This window comes from Streptomyces sulfonofaciens (assembly GCF_014656295.1).
GTDB classification, from domain to species: Bacteria; Actinomycetota; Actinomycetes; order Streptomycetales; family Streptomycetaceae; genus Streptomyces; species Streptomyces sulfonofaciens.
Window position 1 is genome coordinate 122,126 of record NZ_BNCD01000002.1, and the last position, 24,518, is coordinate 146,643.

The window sequence follows — 24,518 nt, forward strand, 5'->3', positions numbered from 1 at the left end:
GTCAAGGCGAATGGACCGCACGGCCCCGTTCTCCAGTCCACGTCAGAACTATTGACAGTTCCCAAGATCACGTGGGACCCCTGGAAAGACATGGGATGTATCGCTGGGCATCATCCAGCTCTCCCAAGTCGCGACCCCAACCCCCGTACGCGTCACCGGAAGGTCACTTCATGACGATCAACAGGCGCCTGTTCCTGTCGGGAGTCGCCACCGCAGCCGCCGCCACGGCGGTGAACCTCGGACCGGGCGGCGGGATCGCGCACGCCGCCCCGTCGTCCTATTCGCCCACGTGGTCGTCGGTCGATCAGCATCCCGCGGCACCCGAGTGGTTCCAGGACGCGAAGTTCGGCATCTACTTCCACTGGGGCGCCTTCAGCGTGCCCGCCTACGACAACGAGTGGTATCCGCGGAACATGTACGTCGGCGGCAGTGCCGCGAACGCGCACCACGTCGCCACCTACGGCGATCCCTCCACATGGCCCTACGACAACTTCATCGACGGGGCTCGTGACAAGGCGGGCAACTTCGTGCAGTTCGCGCCGAGGCTGGTCTCGGCGGGCGGCAGGTTCGACCCCGATGCCTGGGCCCGGCTGTTCGCCGACGCAGGGGCCAGGTTCGCCGGCCCGGTGGCCGAGCACCACGACGGCTTCTCGATGTGGAACAGCGCGGTCAACGAATGGAACTCCGTCCGGCACGGCCCCCGGCTGGACCTGCTGCGGCTCTTCGGTGACGCCATCCGCGCCCAGGGCATGAAGCTGCTGGTGTCCCTGCACCACGCCTACAACTTCAACGGCTACTACGACCACGTGCCCGCGCAGTCCACCGCCAGTCTGAGGAAGCTCTACGGGCAGCTCGACACCGCCGCTGAGAACCAGCTCTGGTACGACAAGCTCAAGGAGGTGGTCGACCAGGCGAGGCCCGACATCATCTGGGAGGACTTCGACCTCACCCGCGTCGACGAGGCCAAGCGCCTGGACTTCCTGTCGTACTACTACAACCAGGCACTCTCCTGGGGCCGAGAGGTCGTGGCCACCTACAAGGACGGCTACAACAACAGGGGCGAGGTCTTCGACTACGAGCGCGGCGGCCCGGCCGAGACCACCACCCCGTACTGGCTCACCGACGACAGCATCAGCAGCTCCAGTTGGTGCTACACCCAGGGAATCGGTTACTACTCCACACCGCAGATGCTCCACTCGCTGATCGACCGCATCAGCAAGAACGGCAACATGCTCCTCAACATCGCGCCCACGGCGGACGGCGCCATCCCCCAGACGCAGAAAGACGTCCTGCTCGGTATCGGCGACCACCTCAAGCGCTTCGGTGAATCCCTCTATGCCACCCGCGCCTGGAGCGTCTACGGCGAAGGCCCCACCAAGATGGGCGGCGGCTCCTTCACCGAGCCGCGCGCGGGCACCGCCAAGGACGTCAGGTTCACCCGCAGCAAGGACAACACCGTCCTCTATGCCACGATCCTCGGCTGGCCGGGCACCTCGACGACCATCACCACCCTGGCCGGAGGCCGTATCGACATGCACGCCCTGAAGTCGTTGCAGTTGCTGGGCGGCACCCCGGGCACGTACACCGACCTGCCCCGCCCGACCCAGAGCGGCGACGGACTGCACATCACCCTCCCCTCGGCCACGGCACCGCACAGTGCACTGGCCTACGTACTGAAGTTCACCTTCGCCGGCCGCATCCCCGCCCTCGTGCCCGGCGGCTCCGGTGGGTCCGGCGGCTCCGGGGCGCGCGCCGCCTGAGCGCTGCGCCGGTCCTCGTCCGCCCGTCTTCGCGCTGCCCCGTGATCGCCCCGGTCCGACCGCCCGCCCCGTCGGCATCACCCGCTGGATCGCCGGCAGGTGGTCTCTGTGACAAGCCGTCAGCGAATCGATTCGATGCGCAAAGGGCGAGACCGTCACATGGCACAAGGCCCCGCCCGTGCTCGTGGAAGCCTGTCTCCCGGGAAAGCACGGGTTTCCGCCTTGACGGGCGTCGTAGCGCGCTCTACGTTCTCGAATCGAACCGGTTCGCCTAACCGATCCGACTGCTGGACGCAGCCCCGTGCCCCGTAACCCGCAACCCCGTGCAGGGGCGGTGGACCGCCCACGTCCGTCCGCTCCGCCTCGCCAGACATCAGGGAGAGCCGCTCATGAGTATCGTCACGCGCAGGGTGTTCGCCGGGATGGCAACCCTTGCCGCAGCACTGGCATGCTGCGTGGTGCCGCCGACGACCGCTCGGGCCGTCGACACCGGTGTCACCGTCGACTTCGCCACGGCCGGTGGAGCACCTGCGTACCGCGCATCGGGAACGCTGTACGGGATGTCACCGGACGGGTCCCGTCCCGGGGACGCCTTCTACACGGACATCAAGTGGCACCTGGAGCGGGCCGGAGGCGCACAGCTCAACAGCGGCGGCTACGCGACCAGCCCGGCCGACTACCGGACCCGCTGGGCCGCCACGCTCGCCCAGTACAAACGGACGACGGCCCTCGGAGGCACGTTCATCCTGCTGCCGCACGATCTGTGGGGGGCCGACGGCACCACGAGCCAGGCGTTCCCCGGCGACAACGGTGACTGGACGAAGTTCGACGGCTTCGTCCGGCAACTCATCGCGGACGTCCGCGCGAACCGCATGAGGGTCGAGTGGGACCTGTGGAACGAGCCCGACCTGTCGATCTTCTGGAAGCCGTCGCAGGCCCAGTACCTCCAGATGTGGTCCCGCTTCTACGGCGCCGTCCGGTCCGCGTTTCCCGACCAGCTCATCGTCGGTCCCAGTACGGCCTCCCAGCCCTCCTCGGGCAATGCCTGGTGGAAGACGTTCCTGGACCGGGCCAAGGCAGACGGCACGGTGCCGGACATCTACAGTTGGCACGACGAACCCGGCGACCCCGTGGCGGACGTCGGCAGGGCCGATGCGCTCCTGGCCGCCGGCGGTCTCACCAGGACCCGGCCCTACCAGATCAACGAGTACGCCACTTCGTCGATGCAGACCCCCGGCGGCGGCGGATGGTTCATATCCCGGCTGGAGCGGGCGGGCGCGGACGGGCTGCGCGGCAACTGGGCCGGCGGCCAGTCGCTCCACGACTACGAGGCGGGCCTGCTGACCAAGGACAGCGCGGGGCGGTACCAGCCCCGCGGCGAGTGGTTCACCTACCGCTACTACGGGTCCCAGACGGGGAACGTCGTCAACCTGGTACCGGGGGCGAACACGGACGGGTTCGCGACCAAGGACAACGCGGCCGGGAACGCCAAGATCCTCCTCGGCTCCAACGGCAACACCGGGGAGGTGACCGTCAGTCTCACCGGGCTGGACACCACGTCGGTGGTGTCCGGGGGAAAGGTGCGCGCCGTTCTCCAGCGCATTCCCTACAACGCGGGCAACGCGGTCACGGGCCCGACCACCGTATCCGACCGGGTGCTGAACGTGAGCGCGGGCAGGGCCTCGCTGACAGTGCCGTGGGGCAGTGCGCAGGACGGCTACACGATCACGTTGCTGCCTGCGGCGGGGTGACCGGCCGGGCCCGCCGGGGCAACCGCACGGGTGACCGCGCGTGTGCTCACCCGCGGTCCCCGGCGGCGCGGCCGTCCGCCCGGGCGAGCCGGCCGGCGGGAACGGCGGCCGTGCTGGAGCGGAGCGAGATCGGCGGGGCCAGCAGGATCTGGCGGGGCGGCGTGCCCGGCGCGGCGATCCTCTCCAACAGCAGGGACACCGCCTGTGCACCCATGTCCTGCGCCGGTACGTCGGCCGCTGTCAACGGCGGGCGGAAGTCCTCGGCCCAGAGGCGGGCCGCGACACCGATGACCGAGAAGTCGCGGGGCACCTTCAGGCCCGCATCGGCGAGCGCGCGCTGAACGCCGGGCAGTGCCGCTTCGTTGACGGTGGCGACGGCCGTGAGGCCGGGGTGGCTCCTCAACAGGCGCTCGATGCATTCCTGGCCGGAGCGGGCGTCGTCCTCGCACGGCACCTCGACGCCGTCCAGGCCGCGCTCCCGTACGGCGTTCAGGAAGCCCTGCCGGGCGCGGTGCGCAGGCCCGTAGCCGGCCGCGATCAGTTCCGGAGAACGGTTGACGAGCGCCACCCGGTGGTGGCCGAGATCGGCGAGGTGGCACACGGAATGATGGATCAGTCCCGCGTAGTCGATGTCGATCCAGCACATGTCCCGGTCCCGGGCGGTGCGGCCGATACCGACGAAGGGCACGCGCGCCTGCTGGAGCCGGACCGCGCGGGCGTCCTCCAACCTGATCTCCATCAGGATCACCCCGTCGATGCGCCTCTCGGAGACGAGCCGTTCGAAGGAGCGGTCGTGGTCGCCTCCGGAAGGGGACAGCAGTACGTCCAGGTCCGCACGGGAGGCGGCGTCGACCACGCTGGCCACGAATTCGAGCTGCATATGGGTGAGCCGGTTGCCGGCGGGCGGGATCACGAGACCGATCGTCCGCGTCCGGCCCTCCGCGAGGGCCCTCGCGGTTGCGTTGGGTCGGTAGTCCAGTTCGTCGATGACCTGCTGGATCCGCCGGCGGGTGGTGTCCGCGACGGGGCGTTTGCCGCTGAGCGCGTACGACACCGTGCTGCGCGACACTCCCGCTCGCCGGGCGATCTCCCCGATGTTCATGCAGCTCCTTCAAGGTCCTCGCCTCGGTGCTTCATGCTACTGCCTGGCGAATCGGTTCGATTTCCATGGGTCGCATGCGGTGTGCGGCAGGGGTGGCGACCCATGCGGTGGGCCCGGTTGAATCCCCGAATTACCAGGCTTATTGCGTCTTGACGCGCCTCAAGAGGCAGCTTTACGTTCGAGTCGAACCGATTCGTCTCATGTATTCGACTCGGCTGTGTGAACCCGTCCGGATGACGAACGCGGCCCTGCCCCTGCCAGGGGCGGGCACGGAGCGAGAGGGACAGGTGTCATGATAAGGGCCCCACGGTGGCGGATCCCCGTCGCGTCACTGGCCGCTCTCGCGGTCGCGTCCAGCCTGGCCGCATGCGGATCGTCGGCCTCTTCGACGGGCTCATCCGGGTCCGCCGGCACCTACACCCTCTGGGACCCGTACCCGCAGTTCGACGGTGCCTCCCCCTGGGGCAGGCTCGTCGACGGCTGCGGCGCCCGGGCCGGGGTGAAGATCAAGCGCACGGGCTTCGACACCAGTGACCTGACCAGTAAGGCCCTGCTCGCCGCCCAGCAGGCCGACGCCCCCGATGTACTCGTCCTCGACAACCCCGTCGTGTCCACCCTCGCCGAGGCGGGCGTCCTCACCACGACCGACGAGAACAGGATCAACACCTCGCGGGTGGAGCCGAACCTCCTGGCGGCGGGGCGGATCGGTGGAAAGACCTATGGCACGCCCATCGGTGTGAACACCCTGGCGCTGTTCTACAACAAGAAGATCCTGAGGTCGGCGGGTGTCGATCCCGCCTCCGTGAAGAGCTGGGCGGCGCTCACCGCGGCGCTGGCGAAGGTCAGGGCGGCGGGGAAGAAGGGCATCACGTTCTCGGCGATCGGCACCGAGGAGGGCAGCTTCCAGTTCCTGCCCTGGTTCTGGGGCGCCGGCGCCCGGTTGACCGACCTGAGCTCACAGCGGGCCGTGTCCGCGGTGACGTTGTGGTCCGACTGGCTCAAGAAGGGATACGCGCCCAACTCGGTGATCAACAACAGCCAGACCACCAGTTGGCAGGAGTTCGCCACCGGTGCCTATGCCTTCGCCGAGAACGGCACATGGGAGCTGGCCAATGCCAGGAAGGCCGGTTTCGACTACGGAACCCTTGCCATCCCGGCCGCCTCCGGCGGTACGGCACCGGCACCCACCGGCGGGGAGTTCGTCACCGTGCCCGTACAGAAGGACACGGGGCGCTACACCACCTCCGACAAGATCGTGACCTGCCTGACAAGCGCGAAGAACCTGCTGGCCACGGACACCGCCCTGTCCTATGTCGCGCCGACCAAGTCGGTGCAGGCCCAGCAGGTCGGCGCGGACCCGGAGCTGACGGTATGGGTGCGGGCGGCGCGCGCGGCCAGGGGCAGGACCGGTGACAACCTCGGCACGGCGTACCCGAAGATCTCGAAGCAGTTGTGGGGAGCGGTGCAGGCCGCGCTGACCGGAGCCAAGTCGCCGAAGGACGCCCTGGCCGCAGCGCAGTCCGCCGCCAAGTAGCACGTCGACTTCAGGGTCCCGCCCGGGCGGGCGGGGCCTGCGCACTGAAGGACTGACCACCGATGAACACCACCGCACGGATGCCGCACGCCGACGCCGCGCCCAGCGGGCACGCACCGGTGGCGGCGCCCCGCCCCTTCACCGGCGGCACGGGGCGGCCACGGCGGGGACCGCGCTCCCGGCAGTGGACCGCATGGGGATTCCTGCTCCCCGTCGTGGCCTATCTGGCCGCCTTCTACGCCTACCCGCTCTACCGCAACGCCGATCTGTCGCTGCGTGACTACACGGTACGGTCGTTCGTGCAGGGCGGCGCGCCCTTCTCGGGCCTGGCGAACTACCGGAAGGTCTTCGCCGACCCGACCTTCGTGCCGGCGCTCGAACACACCGTCCTCTTCACTGCCGTCTCCCTGTTCTTCCAGTACGCCGCCGGCCTGGCGCTGGCGGTGTTCTTCAACCACCACTTCCGGCTGTCCACGACGCTGCGGGCGCTGTTCCTCGTGCCCTGGCTCCTGCCGCTAATCGTGTCGGCCTCGACGTGGTCGTGGATGCTGAACTCCGACTCCGGGGTCGTCAACGCGGCCTTGGGCTGGTGGGGCGCTGGTCCGGTCGACTGGCTGACCTCACCCTCGTGGTCGCTGGTCTCGGTGACCCTGGCCAATGTCTGGATCGGCGTTCCCTTCAACCTGGTGCTCCTGTACAGCGGCCTTCAGACGATTCCCGGGTCGCTGTACGAGGCGGCCGCGCTGGACGGTACGAACGCGTGGCAGAGGTTCTGGCGGGTGACCTTCCCCCTGTTGCGCCCCGTCTCCGCCATCACGTTGCTCCTCGGCCTCGTCTACACGCTCAAGGTGTTCGACATCATCTGGATCATGACCAAGGGCGGTCCGAGCGACTCCTCGACTACGTTCGCCACCTGGTCCTACCGGCTGGGCTTCGGAGACCTCCTGCCGCAGTTCGGCCCCGGAGCGGCCGTCGGCAACCTCCTGGTGCTGATCGCCCTGGTCTTCGGCCTGCTCCACATCCGCGCCCAGCGAAAGCAGACGGACTCATGAGCCCACGCGCCCTTCCCACCACCGTGCATCACGTTCCGGCCCGGCGGCCGCGGCCGACTCGGCGCGGCACGCGGTGGAGGACGGCACTGGGCGTATTGCTCACCGCCGTGATGCTCTTTCCCGTCTACTGGATGGTCAACGTCTCCTTCACCCGGGACCAGGACATGCGCAGGTCCCCGCCGAACCTCTTCCCGGTCCACGGCACGCTGCAGGGCTACCGGGAGGTGCTCGACCAGCAGATGCCCTACCTCGGCACGAGCCTCGTCGTCGGTGTGGGCACCGTCCTGGTCACCGTGGCACTCGCGGCACCGGCCGGGTTCGCCCTGGCCGTACTGCGGCCGTACGGAGGACGGGTACTGAGCTTCCTGATGCTGGTGGCCCAGATGATTCCCGGGATCATCATGGCGATGGGCTTCTACGCCATCTACCTGGACCTGGGGTTCCTCCAGTCCACGGTGGGGCTGATCATCGCCGACTCCACCCTGGCGGTGCCCTTCGCCGTACTGGTCTTCACCGCGTTCATGTCGCGGCTTCCCCGGGAGTTGGTGCAGGCCGCGAAGACGGACGGCGCAGGCACCGTCCGCACCTTCTGGTCCATCGTGCTGCCGATGAGCCGGAACTCGGTCGTCACCGTCTCGTTGTTCGCCTTCCTCTGGTCGTGGTCGGACTTCGTCTTCGCCGGCACCCTGGACGGCGGCGGTGCCCACCGGCCGATCACCCTCGGCATCTACCACTACATCGGCAACAACAACCAGGAGTGGAACGCGATCATGGCCACGGCCGTCGTCGCGTCACTCCCCGCTGCCCTGATCCTCGTCCTCGCCCAGCGCTACGTCGCGGCCGGCGTCACCGCCGGCGCGGTCAAGGACTGAGCGGCCCACCGGTGTCTCCTCCCTCGACCTCGAAGGATTGGGTTCCTGCCGATGACCGACTCCTCCCTCGGCTGTGCCTTCACCGTCCAGGACATTCCCTTCAGTCACCACGGATCGTGGTTCGACCTGTCACCGGTCATCTCCCAGCACGACCGGGGCCGTGACCTGTACCTCGTCTCCCATCAGAACGGCATGCACCCCGTTCTGCGCCTGGTACCGCTCCACCCCGGGAACGGGGAGCGTGCCGGTACGACCTGGCAGGCCAGCCCCGCCAGGCTGACCTGGACCAGCGATAGCGGGCGCATCGACCTCGTCTACGAGACCCCCGACACCGTCCGGCTGCGCGGCCAGGGCCTCGCCCTGCTCGTCCAGCCCGCGGTCGCCGAACTGACCCCGTTCAGCGGGACGTATTTCTACCGGGACCCCGTCGACGGTTCCCACCAGTTCAGTTCCTACGAGACGGGGCGCCGGTACCGGGTCACGCTCCTGGGGGAGGCCGTCGCCGGTCCGCTGGGTGCCGAGGGCCTGGGGGCCACCGCACGTCGCCTCACCCTGTCCGGGCCGAACCAGTGGGAGGCGGTCATAGAGGAGATGGACAGCGCACGGCCGCCGTACACCGGTGCGGTCGACTTCAGCACCGCCCTGGCGCGCAGCGAGGCGGCCTTCCGGGGCTTCGCCGACTCCGTCGTCCCGGGAGAAGCCGGCGAGGCCCCGGCGGCGGAGCTGGCCGCATACGTGCTGTGGTCCGCCACCGTCCGCCCCGCCGGGTTCATCCGCCGCCCGGCGGTTCTGATGTCGAAGCACTGGATGGACAAGGTCTGGAGCTGGGACCACTGCTTCAACGCCCTCGCTCTGGCGCCGGGCCTTCCGGAGCTGGCCTGGGACCAGTTCCAGCTCCCCTTCGATCACCAGGACGGAACGGGGGCCCTCCCCGACTCCGTCACCCACTCGGAGATCCTCTACAACTTCGTCAAGCCCCCCATCCACGGCTGGGCCCTGCGGCGCCTGCGCGAACGCCTTCCGCGCCGTCTCGGGACAGGCGAACTCACCGAGACCTACACGCGGTTGAGGCGCTGGACGGACTTCTGGCTCGTGGCACGGACGGCGCCCGGTCAGAGACTGCCCCACTACCAGCACGGCAACGACAGCGGCTGGGACAACGCCACGACCTTCGACTGCCGACGGGTACTGATCACAGCCGACCTGGCCGCGTTCCTCGTGCTGCAGTTGACACAGCTCTCGGAGCTGGCCGCGGAACTGGGCCGCGGGCAGGACGCCGACCGGCATCTGCGCACCGCGGACTCGATCCAGCAGGCCCTGCTCGACCAGTTGTGGTCGGGCGGCCGCTTCCACGGCCTGTCACCCGACACCGGGCACCTCTCCACCAGCCGCAGCCTGCTCGACCTGATGCCCATCGTGCTGGGCGAGCGCCTGCCGCGGGACGTCGGCGACAGGCTCGCCGAGAACATCGCCTCCCACCTCACGGGCCACGGCCTTGCCACCGAGCACCCCGATTCCCCGCACTACGAGCCGGACGGGTACTGGCGCGGCCCCATCTGGGCCCCCTCCACCGTGCTCATCGAGGACGGTCTGCGCCGGGCGGGCCACACCGAGCTCGCCGACGACATCAGCCACCGCTTCCGCTCGCTGTGCGAGACGTTCGGCTTCGCCGAGAACTTCGACGCGCTGACCGGCCGGGGCCTGCGTGACCGCGCCTACACATGGACGGCGAGCAGCTACCTGCTGCTCGCCGACGACCACGACCGCCGCAGCAACCCGGCCCGACACCCAGCACCCCACACCCACCGGAGACCACGATGACCCCGGCACAACAGCACCGCAGCCGTACACGACTCGGACGGGCAGTCGCCCGGCTCGCGGGCCTCATGCTGGCCTTCGCCCTCTTATCCGCCGTGGCGCATCCCGTACCGGCCAGAGCGGACAATCCGATCGTGCAGTCCGTCTACACCGCCGATCCCGCTCCACTGGTGTACAACGGGCGGGCGTACCTCTACACGGGCCACGACGAGGACGGCTCCACCTACTACACCATGAACGACTGGCGGGTGTGGTCCTCGGACGACATGGTCAACTGGACCGACCACGGCTCCCCGCTCGGTCTGGCCTCCTTCGGCTGGGCCTCCGCCAACGCATGGGCGGGCCAGGCCGTGTACCGCAACGGCAGGTTCTACTGGTACGTGCCGATGACGGACCGGGCGACGGGCCAGATGGCCATCGGTGTGGCGGTGGCGGACAGTCCCACCGGGCCCTTCCACGACGCACTCGGACACCCGCTGGTGGAGAACGGCCGGATCGACCCGACCGTCTTCGTCGACGACGACGGCCAGGCCTACCTGTACTGGGGCAACCCCGACCTGTGGTACGTCAAGCTGAACGCCGACATGACCTCCTACTCCGGCAGTCCGACCAGGATCCCGCTCACCACCGCGGGCTTCGGCACGCGCACCGGCGACCCCAACAGGCCCACCTTGTTCGAGGAAGCGCCGTGGGTCTACAAGCGGGGCGATCTGTACTACCTCGTGTACGCGGCCAAGTGCTGCTCGGAGTTCATCGCCTACTCCACCGCGCCAGGCCCCACCGGCCCCTGGACCTACCGCGGTACCGTCATGCCCACGCAGGGCGGCAGCTTCACCAACCACCCGGGCATCATCGACTTCAAGGGCAACTCCTACTTCTTCTACCACAACGGCGCGCTCCCCGGTGGGGGCGGCTTCACCCGCTCGGTTGCCGTGGAGAAGTTCTCCTACAACCCCGACGGCACCATCCCGACGATCAACATGACCAGTACGGGTGCCCCTCAGGTCGGCACGCTCAACCCGTACACGCGCCAGGAGGCGGAGACGACCGCCTGGGAGTCCGGGATCGAGACCGAGCCGTCCAGCGGGGGAGGGATGGACGTCGGCTACATCGACAACGGCGACTACCTCAAGGTCAAGGGCGTGGCCTTCGGCGCGGGTGCGTCGTCCTTCACCGCGCGTGTGGCGTCGGGGGCCGGCGGTGGCACCATCGAGCTGCGCCTGGGCGGCCCCACCGGCACGGTCGTGGGCCGGTGCGGCGTGCCTGGCACCGGCGGGTGGCAGACCTGGACGACCGTGTCCTGCCCGGTCAGCGGTGCACGGGGGACCCAGGACCTCTACCTGGGGTTCGCGGGCGGCAGCGGCTACCTGGCCAACGTGGACTGGTGGCAGTTCACCGCGGTGCAGGCAGCGGCGGTCCGGCGGTAGTACCCGCGAGCAGCGCGTGCCGTGCGAGGAGCCGCCCCCGTTGTCTTCCGGGGGCGGCGGCCGATCAGCCGAAAAGGCGGCGCTGTATCTCACGGCGGTAGTCGTCGAGCGTGTTGTCCAGGTGGACGGCGGCGGCCTCAGCCGCTGCCTCCGGGTCGCCCTCGCGAATCGCCCGGCAGATCGACTCATGCTCCTCCACCGCCTCCGCGGCATGACCGCCGACGGTGCCGTGCAACCCGATCGTGCTCGACTGGCGTTGCAGCCGGCGGGCCTCACGCACTGCCGCGACGAGGAAGGGGTTGTGCGCGGCGGTGGCGATGCTGATGTGGAAGTCGTCGTCGCCGCGGTCGAAGAGGTCGCGCCGTCCCGTCACGTGCCCCTCCCGGCAGGTCGTGGCCGCGGCCTCGATCGACCGCAGCTCGGCGGGGGTCGCCCGGGTGGCGGCCAGTCGGCTTGCCGCGGTCTCCTGCACACGCCGGAACTCGAAGAGCTGGTAGACGTGCTCCAGGTCGGTCGGCAGGAAGAAGCCTCCCCACCGGGAGGACCCCAACAGCCCCTCGTCGTCGGTCACATACAGCCCGCGCCCCTTCTGTGCGCGCACCCGCCCGATCGCCGAGAGGATCTTCACGGCTTCCCGCACCACTGTGCGGCTGGTTCCCAGGCGTGAGGCCAACTCGTTCTCGGTCGGCATCCGGTCACCAGGCTGAAGCTGCAACTCGGCGATGAGCTGGAGGATCTGCTCGGCCACCAGCTCGTACCCGGGGCGGTAGGGAGCCGCCGGGGTGGTGGTGCGCTGCCGCGGCGCTGCCGCGTCGCCTGCCGCCAGTACGGGCTTTCCGTCCAACGGCTTGCCTCCTTCGACGCCGGGCCATCGCCCGTACGCAGCGGTCCTCTGTTCGCGTGAGCATACACCTGTGCCCGCCGATCCCAAGAATGAGTCGTACTCATTACGGTTCGCTGATCGCCTAATACGGCTCATAAGCGGCATAAGCTCCGGAGTATGGGTCCTCGTTGTTAAGGCATCTCGAAAATAAGCACGCTCATACCGTTGACTCCCTTCCTTCTGACCGTTCTTATGTGTGACCAAGGTGAGCGCTCCATTCCGTGGTGCTCACGAGGGGCCTGTCCTCCCTGCCTGCCGGACCCGCTGTCCAGGTCGGCGGGACGGAACACCGCCTGCTTGCCGGGCAGCCAGCAGGCCGTCACAAGGATGAGTGGAGTCGTTCATGACAGCGAAGATCCGCGCGGTCGGCGCGAAGAGATCAGGAAAGGGCCTCGGGCGCACGGGGCTGCTGGCCGCCGGCGGCGCCCTGGTCCTGATGGCCACGGCCGCCTGCGGAAGCGGATCCGCCGGGGCGCAGAACGACTTCCGTCCGGTGAAGCAGACGGACGGAACGCTGACGGTGTGGGTCGACTCCTCGCGCCTGGCGGCTGCGAAGCTGTACCAGAAGGAGCATCCCTCGGTGAAGATGGACATCGTCACCTACGACGGGGACGCCAACGGCTCCAACTACCTGCGCACCAAGGTGAGCCTGTTCGACCGCACCCGGCACGGCTGGCCGGACGTGGTCTTCAGCACGCAGAACAACGAGACGTCCTGGGCCGTGCAGGCCGGCTTCACCGCGCCGCTGGACAAGGGGCTGATCCCCAAGTCCACCCTCGCGGGCTGGGCGAAGGGGGCGAACGACCCGTGCACCGTGAACGGAACCCTCTACTGCCTGCGCAACGACCTGGCGCAGACCGTGCTCTGGTACAACGCCCCCCTCATGAAGAAATGGGGCTACCAGGTGCCCACGACCTGGGAGCAGTACGAGGCACTGGGGAAGAAGGTCGCGAGCGAGCACCCCGGCTACCTGGTCGGCTCCGCGGGCGACGTCTTCACTCCGGAGATCTACCTCTGGGCCGCGAAGTGCGGGGCGAACCACATCACAGGACCGAAGGCGGTCACCGTCGACACAGGCAGTGCGACGTGCAAGCGCATGGCCACGCTGCTGGACAACCTGATCGAGAAGAAGGCGCTGTCGCTGAGCAGTGTGTTCAGCTCGGACTTCGACAAGAACGCCGCTGACAAGATCCTCATGATGCCCGGGCCCTCCTGGTACGGCGGTTCGCTGTTCGAGGGATCGTTCAAGACCCCGGCACACCGGATCGCCGTCGCCCCGATGCCCCAGTGGGCGGGCGACTCCCACCCGTCGGTCGGCGACGTCGGCGGGGGCACTTGGCTGCTGTCGGCGCACAGCGCGCATCTGAAGGCGGCGACCGCCTTCCTCACCTGGGCGACCACCTCCGACGACTACCAGGGCAAGCAGGCGCCCGGCTATCCGGCGTACGCGCCCGCGGCCAGGACCTGGTTGGCGCACAAAGCGTCCTCCGGCTACTACGCGGGCGACATCACGCGCCCCCTGCGGACGGCGGCGGACCAGGTGTGGACAGGCTGGGGGTACGGACAGTTCAGCCAGGAGGCCATCTGGGCGGCCACGGTCACACCGGGCCTGACCGCGGGCAAGAGCATCGTCTCCATGCTGCCGGCCTGGGAGAACGCGATCGCCAACTACGCACGCACCGACGGATACAAGGTGTCCCGATGAGCGTGCCGAGCACGGGAGCCGGCCGGGTGCGGGCACTGCCCGCCCGGTCAGTGCTCCGGCGCCTTCGGCCCGGTCACGGATTCGTCGCCGCCTATGTGGTACTGCTGATCGCGTTCGGCGTGGTGCCGACCTGCTACGCGGTCTACTTCGCGTTCACCGGTGCGGGCGGCGCCTTCGTGGGCCTGTCGAACTTCGCCGCGGCTGCCTCAGACTTCCGGTACGTCTCCGCCGTCGGGCACGTGGCGCTCTACCTCGTCCTCTGGCTCCTGATGCTGGTGGTGTTCGTCGTCGGTCTGTCGCTGCTGCTGCACCGCCTGGCCGCACAGGGAATGAGCAGACTGCTGCGCTTCCTCTATTACGTCCCCGGTGCCCTGGCCGGCGCCGCGAGCGTGATGGTGTGGCTTTTCCTGCTCGACCCCGCGGTCAGCCCGGTCGGATTCCTGCTGCGTGGGCTCGGCTTCCAGACCTTCAGCCAGGTCATCGCCCCGTCGCACCTGCCCGTGCTCTTCACCCTCATCGCCTTCTGGACCGGCGCCGGAGGATGGATCGTCGTGATGTACGGGGCGCTCAACAACATCTCACCGGACGTACTGGAAGCGGCACGGATCGACGGCGCGGGCCCCTGGCAGACCGCTCGGCGGATCCAGATCCCCCTGCTGCGCAAGTGGATCGTCTACATGGTCATCCTCGCCTTCGCCGGCGGCACACAGCTCTTCGTCGAGCCCCAACTCCTCTCACAGGCCAGTGTCGGCGTCGCCGGCCGTGACTACTCCCTCAACCAGCTCTCCTACGACTTCGCCTTCCAGAACAACGACATCAACACCGCGGCGGCCATCTCCGTGGAGCTGCTGGTGGTGGGACTCACCGTTGCCGGGGTCTTCGTCGCCAGATCGGGGTTCTTCGATGCAGACTGATGTCCGGCGGCCCGTCTCCCCTGCGCTCTCCTCCGCGCAACCAGCACACCGGAGGGCACGGCCGCGCCACCACGGCCGTCGACTCCGTGTGAATCCGCTTCCCGCTGCGGTGCTCGCGCTGTTCCTGGTCTTCTTCGTCCTGCCGGCGCTGTGGCTGCTGCTGGCCGCAACGAAGACCGACCACCAGCTCGTGCACAGCAACCCGCTGTCGTTCGGGTCCTGGCAGGCGCTGCGGGCGAACTGGAACGCCCTGACGGCGTACCAGGACGACGCGGTCTTCCTGTGGCTGCGCAACTCGGCGCTGTACTCGTTCCTCGCCCTCGTCATCACCCTGTGCGTCGCGATCCCCGCGGGATACGGGCTGGCGATGACCGAGTTCAAGGGGAGGCACACCCTGCTCATCGCCACCCTCGTGGTGATGCTGATGCCGAACGCCACCCTGGTCGTTCCGCTGTTCCTCGAGGTCAACGCGGTGCACCTCATCGGATCGATGTGGTCGATCATCCTGCCGTACGCCTTCTACCCGTTCGGCGTGTACCTGACCTACATCTACTTCAGCACCGCGCTGCCGAAGGAGCTCCTGGACGCCGCGAGGCTCGACGGCTGCTCGGAGTTCGGAGTGTTCCGCCGCGTCGCCCTTCCCCTGGCCGCCCCAGTCGTCGCCCTGGTCGCCTTCTTCAGCTTCGTGGCGAACTGGACGAACTACTTCCTCCCTTACGTCATGCTGCCCGAGAGCCGCCAGTTCCCCGTACAGGTCGGCCTCGGGACACTGCTCAACGACGTCCCGCAGTTCAACCCCACGGTCGGCTCACTCGCGGTACAACGCCCCGAGCTGGCACTTGCGACACTCCTGTCGATCACTCCCGTACTGATCATCTTCCTCTTCTCCCAGCGCTTCCTCGTGGCCGGCATGCTCGCCGGCGCCACCAAGAGCTGAGGCACTGGCCCCCTCTGCATGCGGCGGACCCCGGAACCGGCCGCCGAACCGGTCCCGGAGACCGCCCTGCCCGAATGGAGATCCGATGCACCCCGTCATCACGGCCTCGGTGCCGTTGCTGGAGCCGCCGGGCTGGGCCACGGCACAGCGCGAGCTGTTCGACCTGCTCGACCACGCCTGGCGGCGCTTCGCCCGGGACTTCACCGAGGCCGACGGGCGGCTGAGGTACCGGGGTCGGCTCAGTTCCCGCGACGGCGCCGACGACTTCTACGAGGTCTTCTTCAACTGGCCGCAGCTCTACCTGCTTGGGGGGCACGACGACCTGCTGGCCGAGTCCGAGCGGCACTGGGAGGGGGTCACCCGGCAACTGACCGAACTCGGCATGCTCAAGGACGAGTTCGAGCGCGGCTACGACTGGTTCCACCAGGGCGAGAGCCTGCTGCTGTTCTACTTCCTGTGCATGGCGGCTCCCGAGCGCTGGGCCGGCCGGGCACGGCGCTTCGCGGATCTCTACGTGGACGCGGAGCACGGCAACTACGACCCCGAGCACCGCATCATCCGCCGGCCGCACAACGGCAGCGACCCGCAGCGCGACGGCCTGTTCGACGGCGACGCCTACCCCTGGCTGCCTCAGGAGGCCCGGATGTACGGGTACCCCCTGGAATGGACGCTGCCGGCCGGCGCCGAGGACCCGCCACTCGAACGGGACCCGCGGCTGGGGGAGGAGATGCGCCGGAGAATGGGCTCGGGCGACACCGCGGTGAACCTGTCCGTGGCCGGCCTGGTCCAGAATGCCCTCATCCTGACCGGAGAGCAGCGCTACCGCGAGTGGATCGCCGAATACGTCGGGGCGTGGCGGGAGCGTGCCGCTGCCCATGGCGGTGTCCTCCCCGACAACGTCGCGCCGGACGGGACCGTGGGCGGGCTGCTTGGGGGCCGCTGGTACGGCGGGCACTACGGCTGGTCCTGGCCGCACGGGTGGTACAGCGTCGGACACGCGGCCGTGGTCGCCGCGCTGGCCGGGGCCTCCGCCACGGGCGACGACACCTACCTGGACCTCGTGCGTCCCGCACTGGACGAAATCATCTCGCACGGCAAGACCATGGCCTTCGTGGAGGCGGACTCCAGCCTCCAGTCCAAGTGGGCCGTCCAGCTCGGCGAGGACGTGGCCACCCCCACGCTCCACGTGCCCTTCCGGTACGCCGACGGGGGATGGTTCGACTACAACCCGATGCTGATGGCCGTCCCGATGGCCCTGTGGCACCACTCCGCCTCGACGGCGGACCGGGAGCGCCTCGACCGGCTCCGTGCGGCCAGCGGTTACGACTGGCGCACGGTGCGGGCCTTCCGCAGCAAGGAGGAGGCCGGACACGAGGAGCCCTGGTTCGCCTTCCTCAGCGGCGACGACCCGGAGTACCCCGAACGGATCCTGGCCGCCGCGCAGGCCCAGGTGCGCCACCGGCTGACCCGGATGGAGCGCTACCGCGGCAAGGACGTGCCCGAGGCCGACATCCACCTGTGGCAGCAGTCGAACCCCGTGGTCACCGAGGCACTGGTGCAACTGACCTGGGGCGGGCCACAGGTCGTCTACAACGGCGGCCTCCAGCAGGCGCGCCTGCGCTACCACGACGCCGAAACCGAACGTCCCGGTCTGCCGCCGTCGGTGGCAGCCCTGGTCTCCCGGATCGATCCCGAGGCCACCGTCGTGGAACTGGTCAACCTCGACCCGGCCTCGGGGCGCTCCGTGATCGTGCAGGCGGGCGCGTACGCGGAGCACACCATCCGCACCGTCGAGCACACCGTGTGCGAGGACCCCTCCTGGATCGGCGACCTCTACGACTACGGCCACGGCCGACCGGCCGTCACCTCGGCCACGGTCCTGGCAGACGGGCCGTGGCTGCGGGTGGACCTGCCCCGCTCCACCCGGATCCGCCTCACCCTCGGACTCGACCTGCGCACTCGGACACCGTCCTACCGCACTCCGTTCGACGCGGAGAGCGAGGGGGAGAGCGAGGGGGAGACGCCATGACGGACAGTCCGCCGGGGGCGCTCCGCGGGCTCTCCGAGATCTGTTTCGGAGCGTCACCGCTCGGCGCGGTGTACGGGGCCTTCGCCGAACGGGACGGCATCGCCGCCGTGCACACCGCGCTGGACCTCGGCATCACCTGCTTCGACGTCTCGCCGTACTACGGGCGAACTCTCGCCGAGACGGTCCTCGGCAAGGCGCTGCGCGGCACCGACCGGTCCGGCTACCTCCTGGCCACGAAGGTGGGCAGGTACGGCGACACCGCGTTCGACTTCAGCGCTGCACGGGTTCGACGCAGCGTGCAGGAGAGCCTCCAGCGCCTCGGCACCGACCACATCGACCTGATCCACTGCCATGACATCGAGTTCGGGGACCTGGACCAGATCGTCGAGGAGACCGTGCCCGCCCTGCGGGAGCTGCAGGTGGCCGGTCTGGTGCGGGCCGTCGGTGTGACGGGGTACCCGCTGCCCGCGCTCGCACACGTGGCCGAGCGCGTGCACGTCGACGCGGTCCTGTCGTACTGCCAGTACACCGTGCAGGACCGTCGGCTGGCCCGCTGGCGGGACCGCTTCGCGCGGTGCGGGACCGCGGTGCTCAACGCCGCACCGCTGGCGATGGGCGCACTCACCTCCCGGGGCCCGGCGCCCTGGCACCCGGCGCCCGCGGAAGTCCTGGACGCCTGCGCCGCCGCGGCCGAGCTCTGCCGTTCGCGCGGGGAGGACATCGCGCGTCTCGCCCTCCAGTTCTCCGTCACCACCGGCGGCTTCGCGACCACGATCGTCGGGGCCGCCCAGGCGGAGGAGGTGCGCCGCACCCTCCGGTGGATCCGCGAACCACTCGACGAGGACCTGCTGCACGACGTCGAGCACTGTCTGGCTCCGGCACGCGACCGTGGCTGGACGAGTGGACGTCCCGAGAACCAGCACCCAGGAGGACAGCCATGACCCCGCCCGGCGCACCGGACGGCGGCTTTGACACGGGCCGCCGCACGCTGATCGACTCCCACGTCCACTTCTGGGACCCGACCCGGCTCGACTACCCCTGGCTGGCCGGACTCCCCCCGCTCGACCGCCCCTTCACCCCTCGCCACCTCGCCGACGAGACACCGGAACCGACCGACGTGGTCTTCGTCGAGGCGGGGTGCGCCACGCACAGGGCGGCCGACGAGATCGCCTGGATCAGGAGCGAGGCGGGCGAGCGGCCGTGGATCCGCGGTGTGGTCGCGCACGCGCCGTTGGAGGATCCCTCCGAGGCGGCCGACGTGGTCCGCGGCTACGCGGACGACCCCCTTGTCGTCGGGGTACGGCGCAACATCCAGGACGAGCCGGCGGGCTTCACCCGGGACGCGGGCTTCCGCGCAGGGGTGGGGCTCCTGGGCGAGGCCGGGCTCCCCTTCGACGCCTGCGTGCGCGAGCACCAACTGCCGGAACTGATCGAACTGGCCGAGGCGTGCCCGGACACCGTGATCGTCCTGGACCACCTCGGCAAACCGTCCGCCGACAACCCGTCCGCCTCCTGGCGGCAGGCACTGCGCCGGCTCGCCGAGCACGCCAACGTCGTCTGCAAGCTCTCCGGGCTGGCCACCGAGGCCGCTCCCGGCACCGGTCCCGAGCCCATGGCCGCAGTGCTGCGCGAGGCCCTGGGAACGTTCGGCCCCGACCGGTGCCTGTACGGCAGCGACTGGCCCGTGATGATTCTGGCCACCGGGTACGGAACATGGCTCGACCTGGTGTGCACCGCACTCGTCCCCTTCGGGGACGCCGCGGCCGACGCCGTCCTGCACGGGAACGCTTCCCGGGTCTACCGGCTCGATCGCGCCGACGCCTCCACCGGAGGCCGGGCGCGCAAGGAACCGGCATGAAACGCGTGGCCCAGACGATTCGGCTACGGCCCGAACACCGCGAGGAGTACCTGGCGCTGCACCGCGAGGTGTGGCCCGGTGTCGAGGCGGCTCTGCGTGCCGCGCACATCCGCAACTACAGCATCTTCCTCCGCGGCGACACACTGTTCGGCTACTTCGAGTACCACGGCTCCGACTTCGCCGGGGACATGGCCGCCATCGGCGACGACCCCGAGACCCGGCGCTGGTGGGAGCTCACCGACCCCTGCCAGGAACCGTGGCCCGACACCGGCACCGGCGGGCAGTGGTCCGACCTGACCGAGATATGGCACTTGGACGAGGAGACACCCGCGTGACCCTACGACGTGTTGCCTACACCGGGGCCCGGTCCCTGGCCGTGGAGACCGCCGGCACACCACCGCTGCCCGCAGGACACGTCCGCATCGACGTCGCCTACACCGGGATCTGCGGCACCGACCTCCACGTCTACCACGGCGCCATGGACGCACGTGTCGAGCCGCCGGGCGTGATCGGACACGAGATGTCCGGACGGATCGCCGAGATCGGCCCGGACGTCACCGGATGGCACGTCGGCGAGCAGGTCACCGTCATGCCACTGGTGCCCTGCGGGCAGTGCCCCGCCTGCTCGGCGGGCCACGACCACATCTGCCACCGACTGGTCTTCCTCGGTATCGACGCCACGGGATCCATGCAGACGAGCTGGACCGTGCCCGCCACGACACTGGTACGGCTCCCCGCGGACCTCCGACTGGACCACGCCGCGCTGGTCGAACCCACCGCGGTCGCCGTGCACGACGTGCACCGGGCAGACCTCCGGGCGGGCGAGAAGGCCCTTGTCGTCGGCGGCGGGCCGATCGGACTGCTGATCGCGATCGTGGCCCACCGCTCCGGAGCCGACGTCCTGCTCGCGGAGCCCGACCCTTACCGCAGGGCCGTCGCCGAGGACGTGGGCCTGCCCACCTATGACCCCAGCGCCGAGGACGGGGCGGGGAGCATCGCGAGGTGGACCGGCGGCGCCGGCGCGGCTGTGGCCTTCGAGGTCTCCGGAGCCCAGGCCGGTGTGGGCACGGCGGTCGAGGCGCTCGCCACCCGCGGACGCCTGGTCCAGGTGGCGATCCACCCGGTGCCGAGGGAGATCAGCCTGCACCGCTTCTTCTGGCGCGAACTCACCCTCGTCGGCGCCCGACTGTACGACCGCGGTGACTTCGAGACGGCGGTGCGGCTGATCGCCGACGGCGAGATCCCCGCGGCCCGGTTGATCTCACGGATCGAACCGCTCGAACGAGCGGCGCAGGCATTCGAGGCACTGGAGGAGGGCGGCGGCGTCATGAAGGTGCTGATCGACTGCCGTGCCCGCGGAGAGGACAGGCGATGAACCCCACCGACCCGAGCCGCATCCCGGCGTTCGATCTCAGCGGGCGACTCGCCGTGGTCACCGGCGCGCGGCGCGGCATCGGCCTGGCCGTGGCCGAGGCCCTGGCGGCCGCCGGCGCCGACATCGTGGCCGTCAGCGCACACGTGGAGCCCACGGGCAGCGAGGTGGCGGAGCGCGTCACGGCGCTCGGCCGCCGCTGCACGGTGCTGCGAGCCGACTTCGCCGACCGCGCGGACGTGGCGCGCCTTTCCACCCTGCTCGGCGGTCTGGACCGGCCGGTGGACATCCTGGTCAACAACGCAGGCACCATCGCCCGGGCACCGGCCGCCCAGCACTCCGACGCCGACTGGGACCACGTCCTGTCCGTCGACCTCACCAGCCAGTTCATCCTCACCCGCGAGGTCGGACGCCGCATGCTGGAGCGAGGGCACGGCAAGATCGTGTTCACCGCGTCGCTGCTCAGCTTCCAGGGCGGCATCAACGTGCCCGGATACGCCGCCGCGAAGTCCGGGCTCGCCGGTCTGACCCGAGCCCTGGCCAACGAGTGGGCGGGACAAGGTGTGAACGTCAACGCGATCGTCCCCGGCTACGTGGCGACCGACAACACCCAGGCACTGCGGGACGACCCGGACCGGAACGCCGCCATCCTCGACCGGATCCCGGCAGGCCGCTGGGCCAGGCCGGAGGACTTCGGCGGCATCGCCGTGTTCCTCGCCTCCGCCGCCTCCGACTACGTCCACGGGGCGCTGATCCCCGTCGACGGAGGCTGGCTCGGCCGCTGACCCGCGCGTAGCACCCGCGGAACGCTCGGCGGCACGGCGGGAGAGGTACGCCTGGCCCGTACGGCCGCGCCGCAGGGACGGCGGAGGCCGCCTCACCGCCAGCCGCGCCGCAGCTCGCGCGTCGGCCACCGGTGGGCAATGCCCCCACGGGTCCGCCACGGCCGGGACCAAGGACGGCACGACCCCGCGCCCCACCGTACGAGCGGCTCACCCTGCGCCCCACCGTACGAGCGGCTCATCCCGCGCCCCACCGCACGAGCGGCTCACCCCGCCCGCACCACACCGGCTCACCTTCTCACCCTAGGATGCTCATGCTCCGATATCCAAGAACAGCAGTGGCCGCCATCACCGCGGCCCTCACCGCCCTCACCGGGACGGCGCTGTCCACGGCTGCCGCCGGCGCCATGGCCGGCCGTACGACCACGATCGTGGTGGCTCCGGAGGGCAACGACCGCAACTCCGGCACGGCCGACCACCCGGTCGCCACCCTCACCAGGGCGCAGCACCTCGCCCGCGAGTCGTCGCAGACCTCCGATGTCGTCGTGGAGCTGACCGGCGGTACCTACAGTCTGACGAAGCCGTGGCGGCTCACCGGCGCGGACTCCGGCCGCAACGGCCACACCGTCACCTGGCGGGCCCTGCCCGGGCAGACACCGGTCCTCTCGGGCGGACTGAAGGTGACCCACTGGAAGCTCAGGGACCAGGCGTCGAACATCTACGTCGCACGGGTGCCGAAGGGCGTGGATGCGCGGCAGCTCTACGTGGACGGCGCCCTCGCACCCCGCGCCTCCCTCACCATCTCACGTGACGACGTCAAGGTGACCCGGTCCGGGATGACCATCGTCAACCCCGCGCTGAACTACCTCGCGTCTCTTCCGCAGCAGAACCGGATCGAGGTGGAGAGCCAGAACTCCTTCACCGACCGCTTCGCACCTGTGCAGAGCATCGACGGCAGCACCATCACGATGCAGCAGCCGGCGTGGAACAACAACAACTGGGGCTACGACACCCTTGCCAAACCCTTCGCCGGCGGCACGCTCATGCTGCAGAACTCCTACGCCTTCCTGAGGAGTGCCGGGCAGTGGTACCTCGACCCGCAGGCCGGGAGCCTCTACTACAAGGCGCCCGCCGGTCAGGACCCCGAGGCCAGTGACGTCGAACTGCCGCAGCTCACCTCCCTGTTGCAGATCGGCGGCACCTACGACCATCCGGTGCACGACGTCGCGGTCCAGGGAATCCGGTTCGAGTACTCCACCTGGCTCCAGCCGGGCACCTCGACGGGCTACGCCGATCAGCAGAACGGTGCGTTCCTGGCTTCCGCCTACCCGCAGCCGGCGGATGTCCTGACTTCCTGCCAGTCCGGCTGCCGGGAGTTCGAGGCGGCGCGCAACGACTGGCACCAGATACCCGCAGCCGTCCAGGTCTCGGCCGCGAGCGGCATCACCTTCACCGGGAACACGTTCACACATCTCGGCCAGGTGGCCCTCGGCATCGGCAACGACGCCAACGCCCACGCCTCCGGCGTCGGCCTCGGCGCCTCCCGCATCACCGTCTACGACAACACCTTCTCCGACGACTCGGGCGCGGGCATCGTGGCCGGCGGCGTGCAGCCCGACGCGCACCACCCGTCCAACCCGGCGATGGCCAACAAGGACATCACGATCAAGGACAACCTGGTGACGAAGGTCGCCGAGGACTACAAGGACATGTCCGGCATCCTGTCCACCTACGTCACCCACGCCGTGATCGAGCACAACGAGGTCTCCGACCTCGCCTACGACGGGATCGACGTCGGCTGGGGCTGGGGCGCCAACGACCCCGGCGGCAGCACGGACTACGAGAACCGCGGCCTGTACGACTACCAGCCGGTCTACAGCACTCCGACCACGCTGGCCGACAACATCGTCCGCTACAACCTCATCCACGGCACCAAGAAGGTCTTCCACGACGGCGGAAGCCTCTACAACCTCTCGGCGAGCCCCGGCACCGTCATGGAGGGCAACTACATCTACGACAACCACAACACGGTCGGCCTGTACCTGGACGAGGGCTCCCGCTATGTGACGATGTCGCACAACGTGATCCAGGACGCCGGGGTGTGGGCGTTCACCAACGCCAGCTCGACCAACAACACCAACGACAACACGTTCTCGGGGAACTGGTACAACACCGGCGCCACCCAGGTGGCCACCGGTTCCCCGCACAACAACGTGCTGAGCGGCAACGTCCAGGTGAGCGACGGTGACTGGCCGGCGGCAGCCCGCCAGGTCATGGACCAGGCGGGCATCGAGCCCGGCCTGCGGGCCGCCACCGGGCACTCCGGCCCGGCGCCAAAGGGCTCCGCCCCGCACACGCGGACTCCCTGACCGCACCCGGGGCCCGCGGTGCGGTCACCGCGGGCCCCCGGGCCACCGGAGCGGGCCACCGACCGAGCCGGCGGCCACGTCACGAACGGCACGGGCCGAGCGGCCGGGCGGCCGGTCGGAGACAGACCGGACGGTGGAGTTCCTTCTGCCGCTCACGCTGGCGGCGGGTCGACAGTGGTTGGACCGGCTCCGGAACGCGCTTCGAACTTGGCGGCTCAGCCGGGCATTCAACGGACGCCGACGTGGCGTTCGTTCGGTCATGTGCTCCGACCAAGGCGCACAGGACCAGGACGAAAGCTGTGGGGGGTGAGTCTGCTGCCTGATGCGGCTGTGGGGGAGGGGTTCGCGGAAGC

General features: G+C 69.6%; 18 protein-coding genes and 1 pseudogene. 17 read left to right on the forward strand and 2 right to left on the reverse strand.

Going from position 1 to position 24,518, the window contains the following annotated elements:
- Positions 1–170: 170 nt before the first annotated feature.
- A pseudogene (locus tag IE313_RS03540) lies at positions 171–1,715 on the forward strand (alpha-L-fucosidase); the annotation flags it as partial.
- A 434-nt stretch (positions 1,716–2,149) separates the two neighbouring features.
- Positions 2,150–3,511 carry a beta-xylosidase gene (locus tag IE313_RS03545; RefSeq protein ID WP_229924352.1) on the forward strand — a complete coding sequence of 454 codons (1,362 nt, stop codon included), beginning with the start codon at positions 2,150–2,152 and terminating at the stop codon, positions 3,509–3,511.
- A 46-nt stretch (positions 3,512–3,557) separates the two neighbouring features.
- On the opposite strand, the gene IE313_RS03550 is transcribed toward IE313_RS03545, so the two are convergent.
- Complete coding sequence (locus tag IE313_RS03550) at positions 3,558–4,613, reverse strand: LacI family DNA-binding transcriptional regulator (RefSeq protein WP_189929406.1); 1,056 nt, start codon at positions 4,611–4,613, stop codon at positions 3,558–3,560.
- Between the two features lie 292 nt (positions 4,614–4,905).
- Between IE313_RS03550 and IE313_RS03555 the strand changes: the two genes are divergently transcribed.
- From IE313_RS03555 to IE313_RS03575, 5 genes are all read left to right on the forward strand, one after another.
- Complete coding sequence (locus tag IE313_RS03555) at positions 4,906–6,147, forward strand: sugar ABC transporter substrate-binding protein (protein WP_189929407.1); 1,242 nt, start codon at positions 4,906–4,908, stop codon at positions 6,145–6,147.
- A gap of 62 nt (positions 6,148–6,209) precedes the next feature.
- On the forward strand, positions 6,210–7,199 hold the full coding sequence (locus IE313_RS03560) for a carbohydrate ABC transporter permease (protein ID WP_189929408.1): 990 nt from the start codon (positions 6,210–6,212) through the stop codon (positions 7,197–7,199).
- Between the two features lie 110 nt (positions 7,200–7,309).
- Positions 7,310–8,071, forward strand: a complete 762-nt coding sequence (locus tag IE313_RS03565) for a carbohydrate ABC transporter permease (protein ID WP_229924398.1) — start codon at positions 7,310–7,312, stop codon at positions 8,069–8,071.
- Positions 8,072–8,122: 51 nt separating this feature from the next.
- Positions 8,123–9,892, forward strand: coding sequence for an amylo-alpha-1,6-glucosidase (locus IE313_RS03570; protein WP_189929410.1), 1,770 nt, complete (start codon positions 8,123–8,125; stop codon positions 9,890–9,892).
- Positions 9,889–11,316, forward strand: coding sequence for a glycoside hydrolase family 43 protein (locus tag IE313_RS03575; protein WP_189929411.1), 1,428 nt, complete (start codon positions 9,889–9,891; stop codon positions 11,314–11,316). Before IE313_RS03570 ends, IE313_RS03575 begins: the two co-directional genes overlap by 4 nt.
- Positions 11,317–11,380: 64 nt before the next feature.
- Here the strand turns inward: IE313_RS03575 and IE313_RS03580 are convergent, their stop codons facing one another.
- A complete protein-coding gene (locus IE313_RS03580) occupies positions 11,381–12,142 on the reverse strand; it encodes a FadR/GntR family transcriptional regulator (RefSeq protein ID WP_229924399.1) in 762 nt (253 codons plus the stop codon).
- A 400-nt stretch (positions 12,143–12,542) separates the two neighbouring features.
- On the opposite strand from IE313_RS03580, the gene IE313_RS03585 reads away from it, so the two are divergent.
- The 10 genes from IE313_RS03585 (at position 12,543) to IE313_RS03630 (ending at position 24,165) form a co-directional block, all read left to right on the forward strand.
- Positions 12,543–13,904, forward strand: a complete 1,362-nt coding sequence (locus IE313_RS03585) for an ABC transporter substrate-binding protein (RefSeq protein WP_189929412.1) — start codon at positions 12,543–12,545, stop codon at positions 13,902–13,904.
- On the forward strand, positions 13,901–14,818 hold the full coding sequence (locus IE313_RS03590; RefSeq protein ID WP_189929413.1) for a carbohydrate ABC transporter permease: 918 nt from the start codon (positions 13,901–13,903) through the stop codon (positions 14,816–14,818). Before IE313_RS03585 ends, IE313_RS03590 begins: the two co-directional genes overlap by 4 nt.
- Before the next feature lie 88 nt (positions 14,819–14,906).
- Positions 14,907–15,755, forward strand: coding sequence for a carbohydrate ABC transporter permease (locus tag IE313_RS03595; protein WP_229924353.1), 849 nt, complete (start codon positions 14,907–14,909; stop codon positions 15,753–15,755).
- Positions 15,756–15,840: 85 nt separating this feature from the next.
- Positions 15,841–17,784 (forward strand): DUF8034 domain-containing protein, encoded by a 1,944-nt coding sequence (locus tag IE313_RS03600; protein WP_189929415.1) that lies wholly within the window; start codon positions 15,841–15,843, stop codon positions 17,782–17,784.
- Positions 17,781–18,725 carry an aldo/keto reductase gene (locus tag IE313_RS03605; protein ID WP_189929416.1) on the forward strand — a complete coding sequence of 315 codons (945 nt, stop codon included), beginning with the start codon at positions 17,781–17,783 and terminating at the stop codon, positions 18,723–18,725. The genes IE313_RS03600 and IE313_RS03605 overlap by 4 nt, the downstream gene beginning before the upstream one ends.
- A complete protein-coding gene (locus IE313_RS03610; protein ID WP_189929417.1) occupies positions 18,722–19,642 on the forward strand; it encodes an amidohydrolase family protein in 921 nt (306 codons plus the stop codon). The genes IE313_RS03605 and IE313_RS03610 overlap by 4 nt, the downstream gene beginning before the upstream one ends.
- Entirely contained in the window at positions 19,639–19,977 is a 339-nt protein-coding gene (locus tag IE313_RS03615) for an L-rhamnose mutarotase (RefSeq protein WP_189929418.1), read from the forward strand. Before IE313_RS03610 ends, IE313_RS03615 begins: the two co-directional genes overlap by 4 nt.
- Complete coding sequence (locus IE313_RS03620; protein WP_189929419.1) at positions 19,974–21,017, forward strand: zinc-dependent alcohol dehydrogenase; 1,044 nt, start codon at positions 19,974–19,976, stop codon at positions 21,015–21,017. Before IE313_RS03615 ends, IE313_RS03620 begins: the two co-directional genes overlap by 4 nt.
- Positions 21,018–21,037: 20 nt before the next feature.
- Positions 21,038–21,799, forward strand: a complete 762-nt coding sequence (locus IE313_RS03625) for an SDR family oxidoreductase (protein ID WP_308439142.1) — start codon at positions 21,038–21,040, stop codon at positions 21,797–21,799.
- A 311-nt stretch (positions 21,800–22,110) separates the two neighbouring features.
- Positions 22,111–24,165: a right-handed parallel beta-helix repeat-containing protein gene (locus IE313_RS03630; RefSeq protein WP_189929421.1), complete on the forward strand. Its 2,055-nt coding sequence runs from the start codon at positions 22,111–22,113 to the stop codon at positions 24,163–24,165.
- Positions 24,166–24,518: the final 353 nt, after the last annotated feature.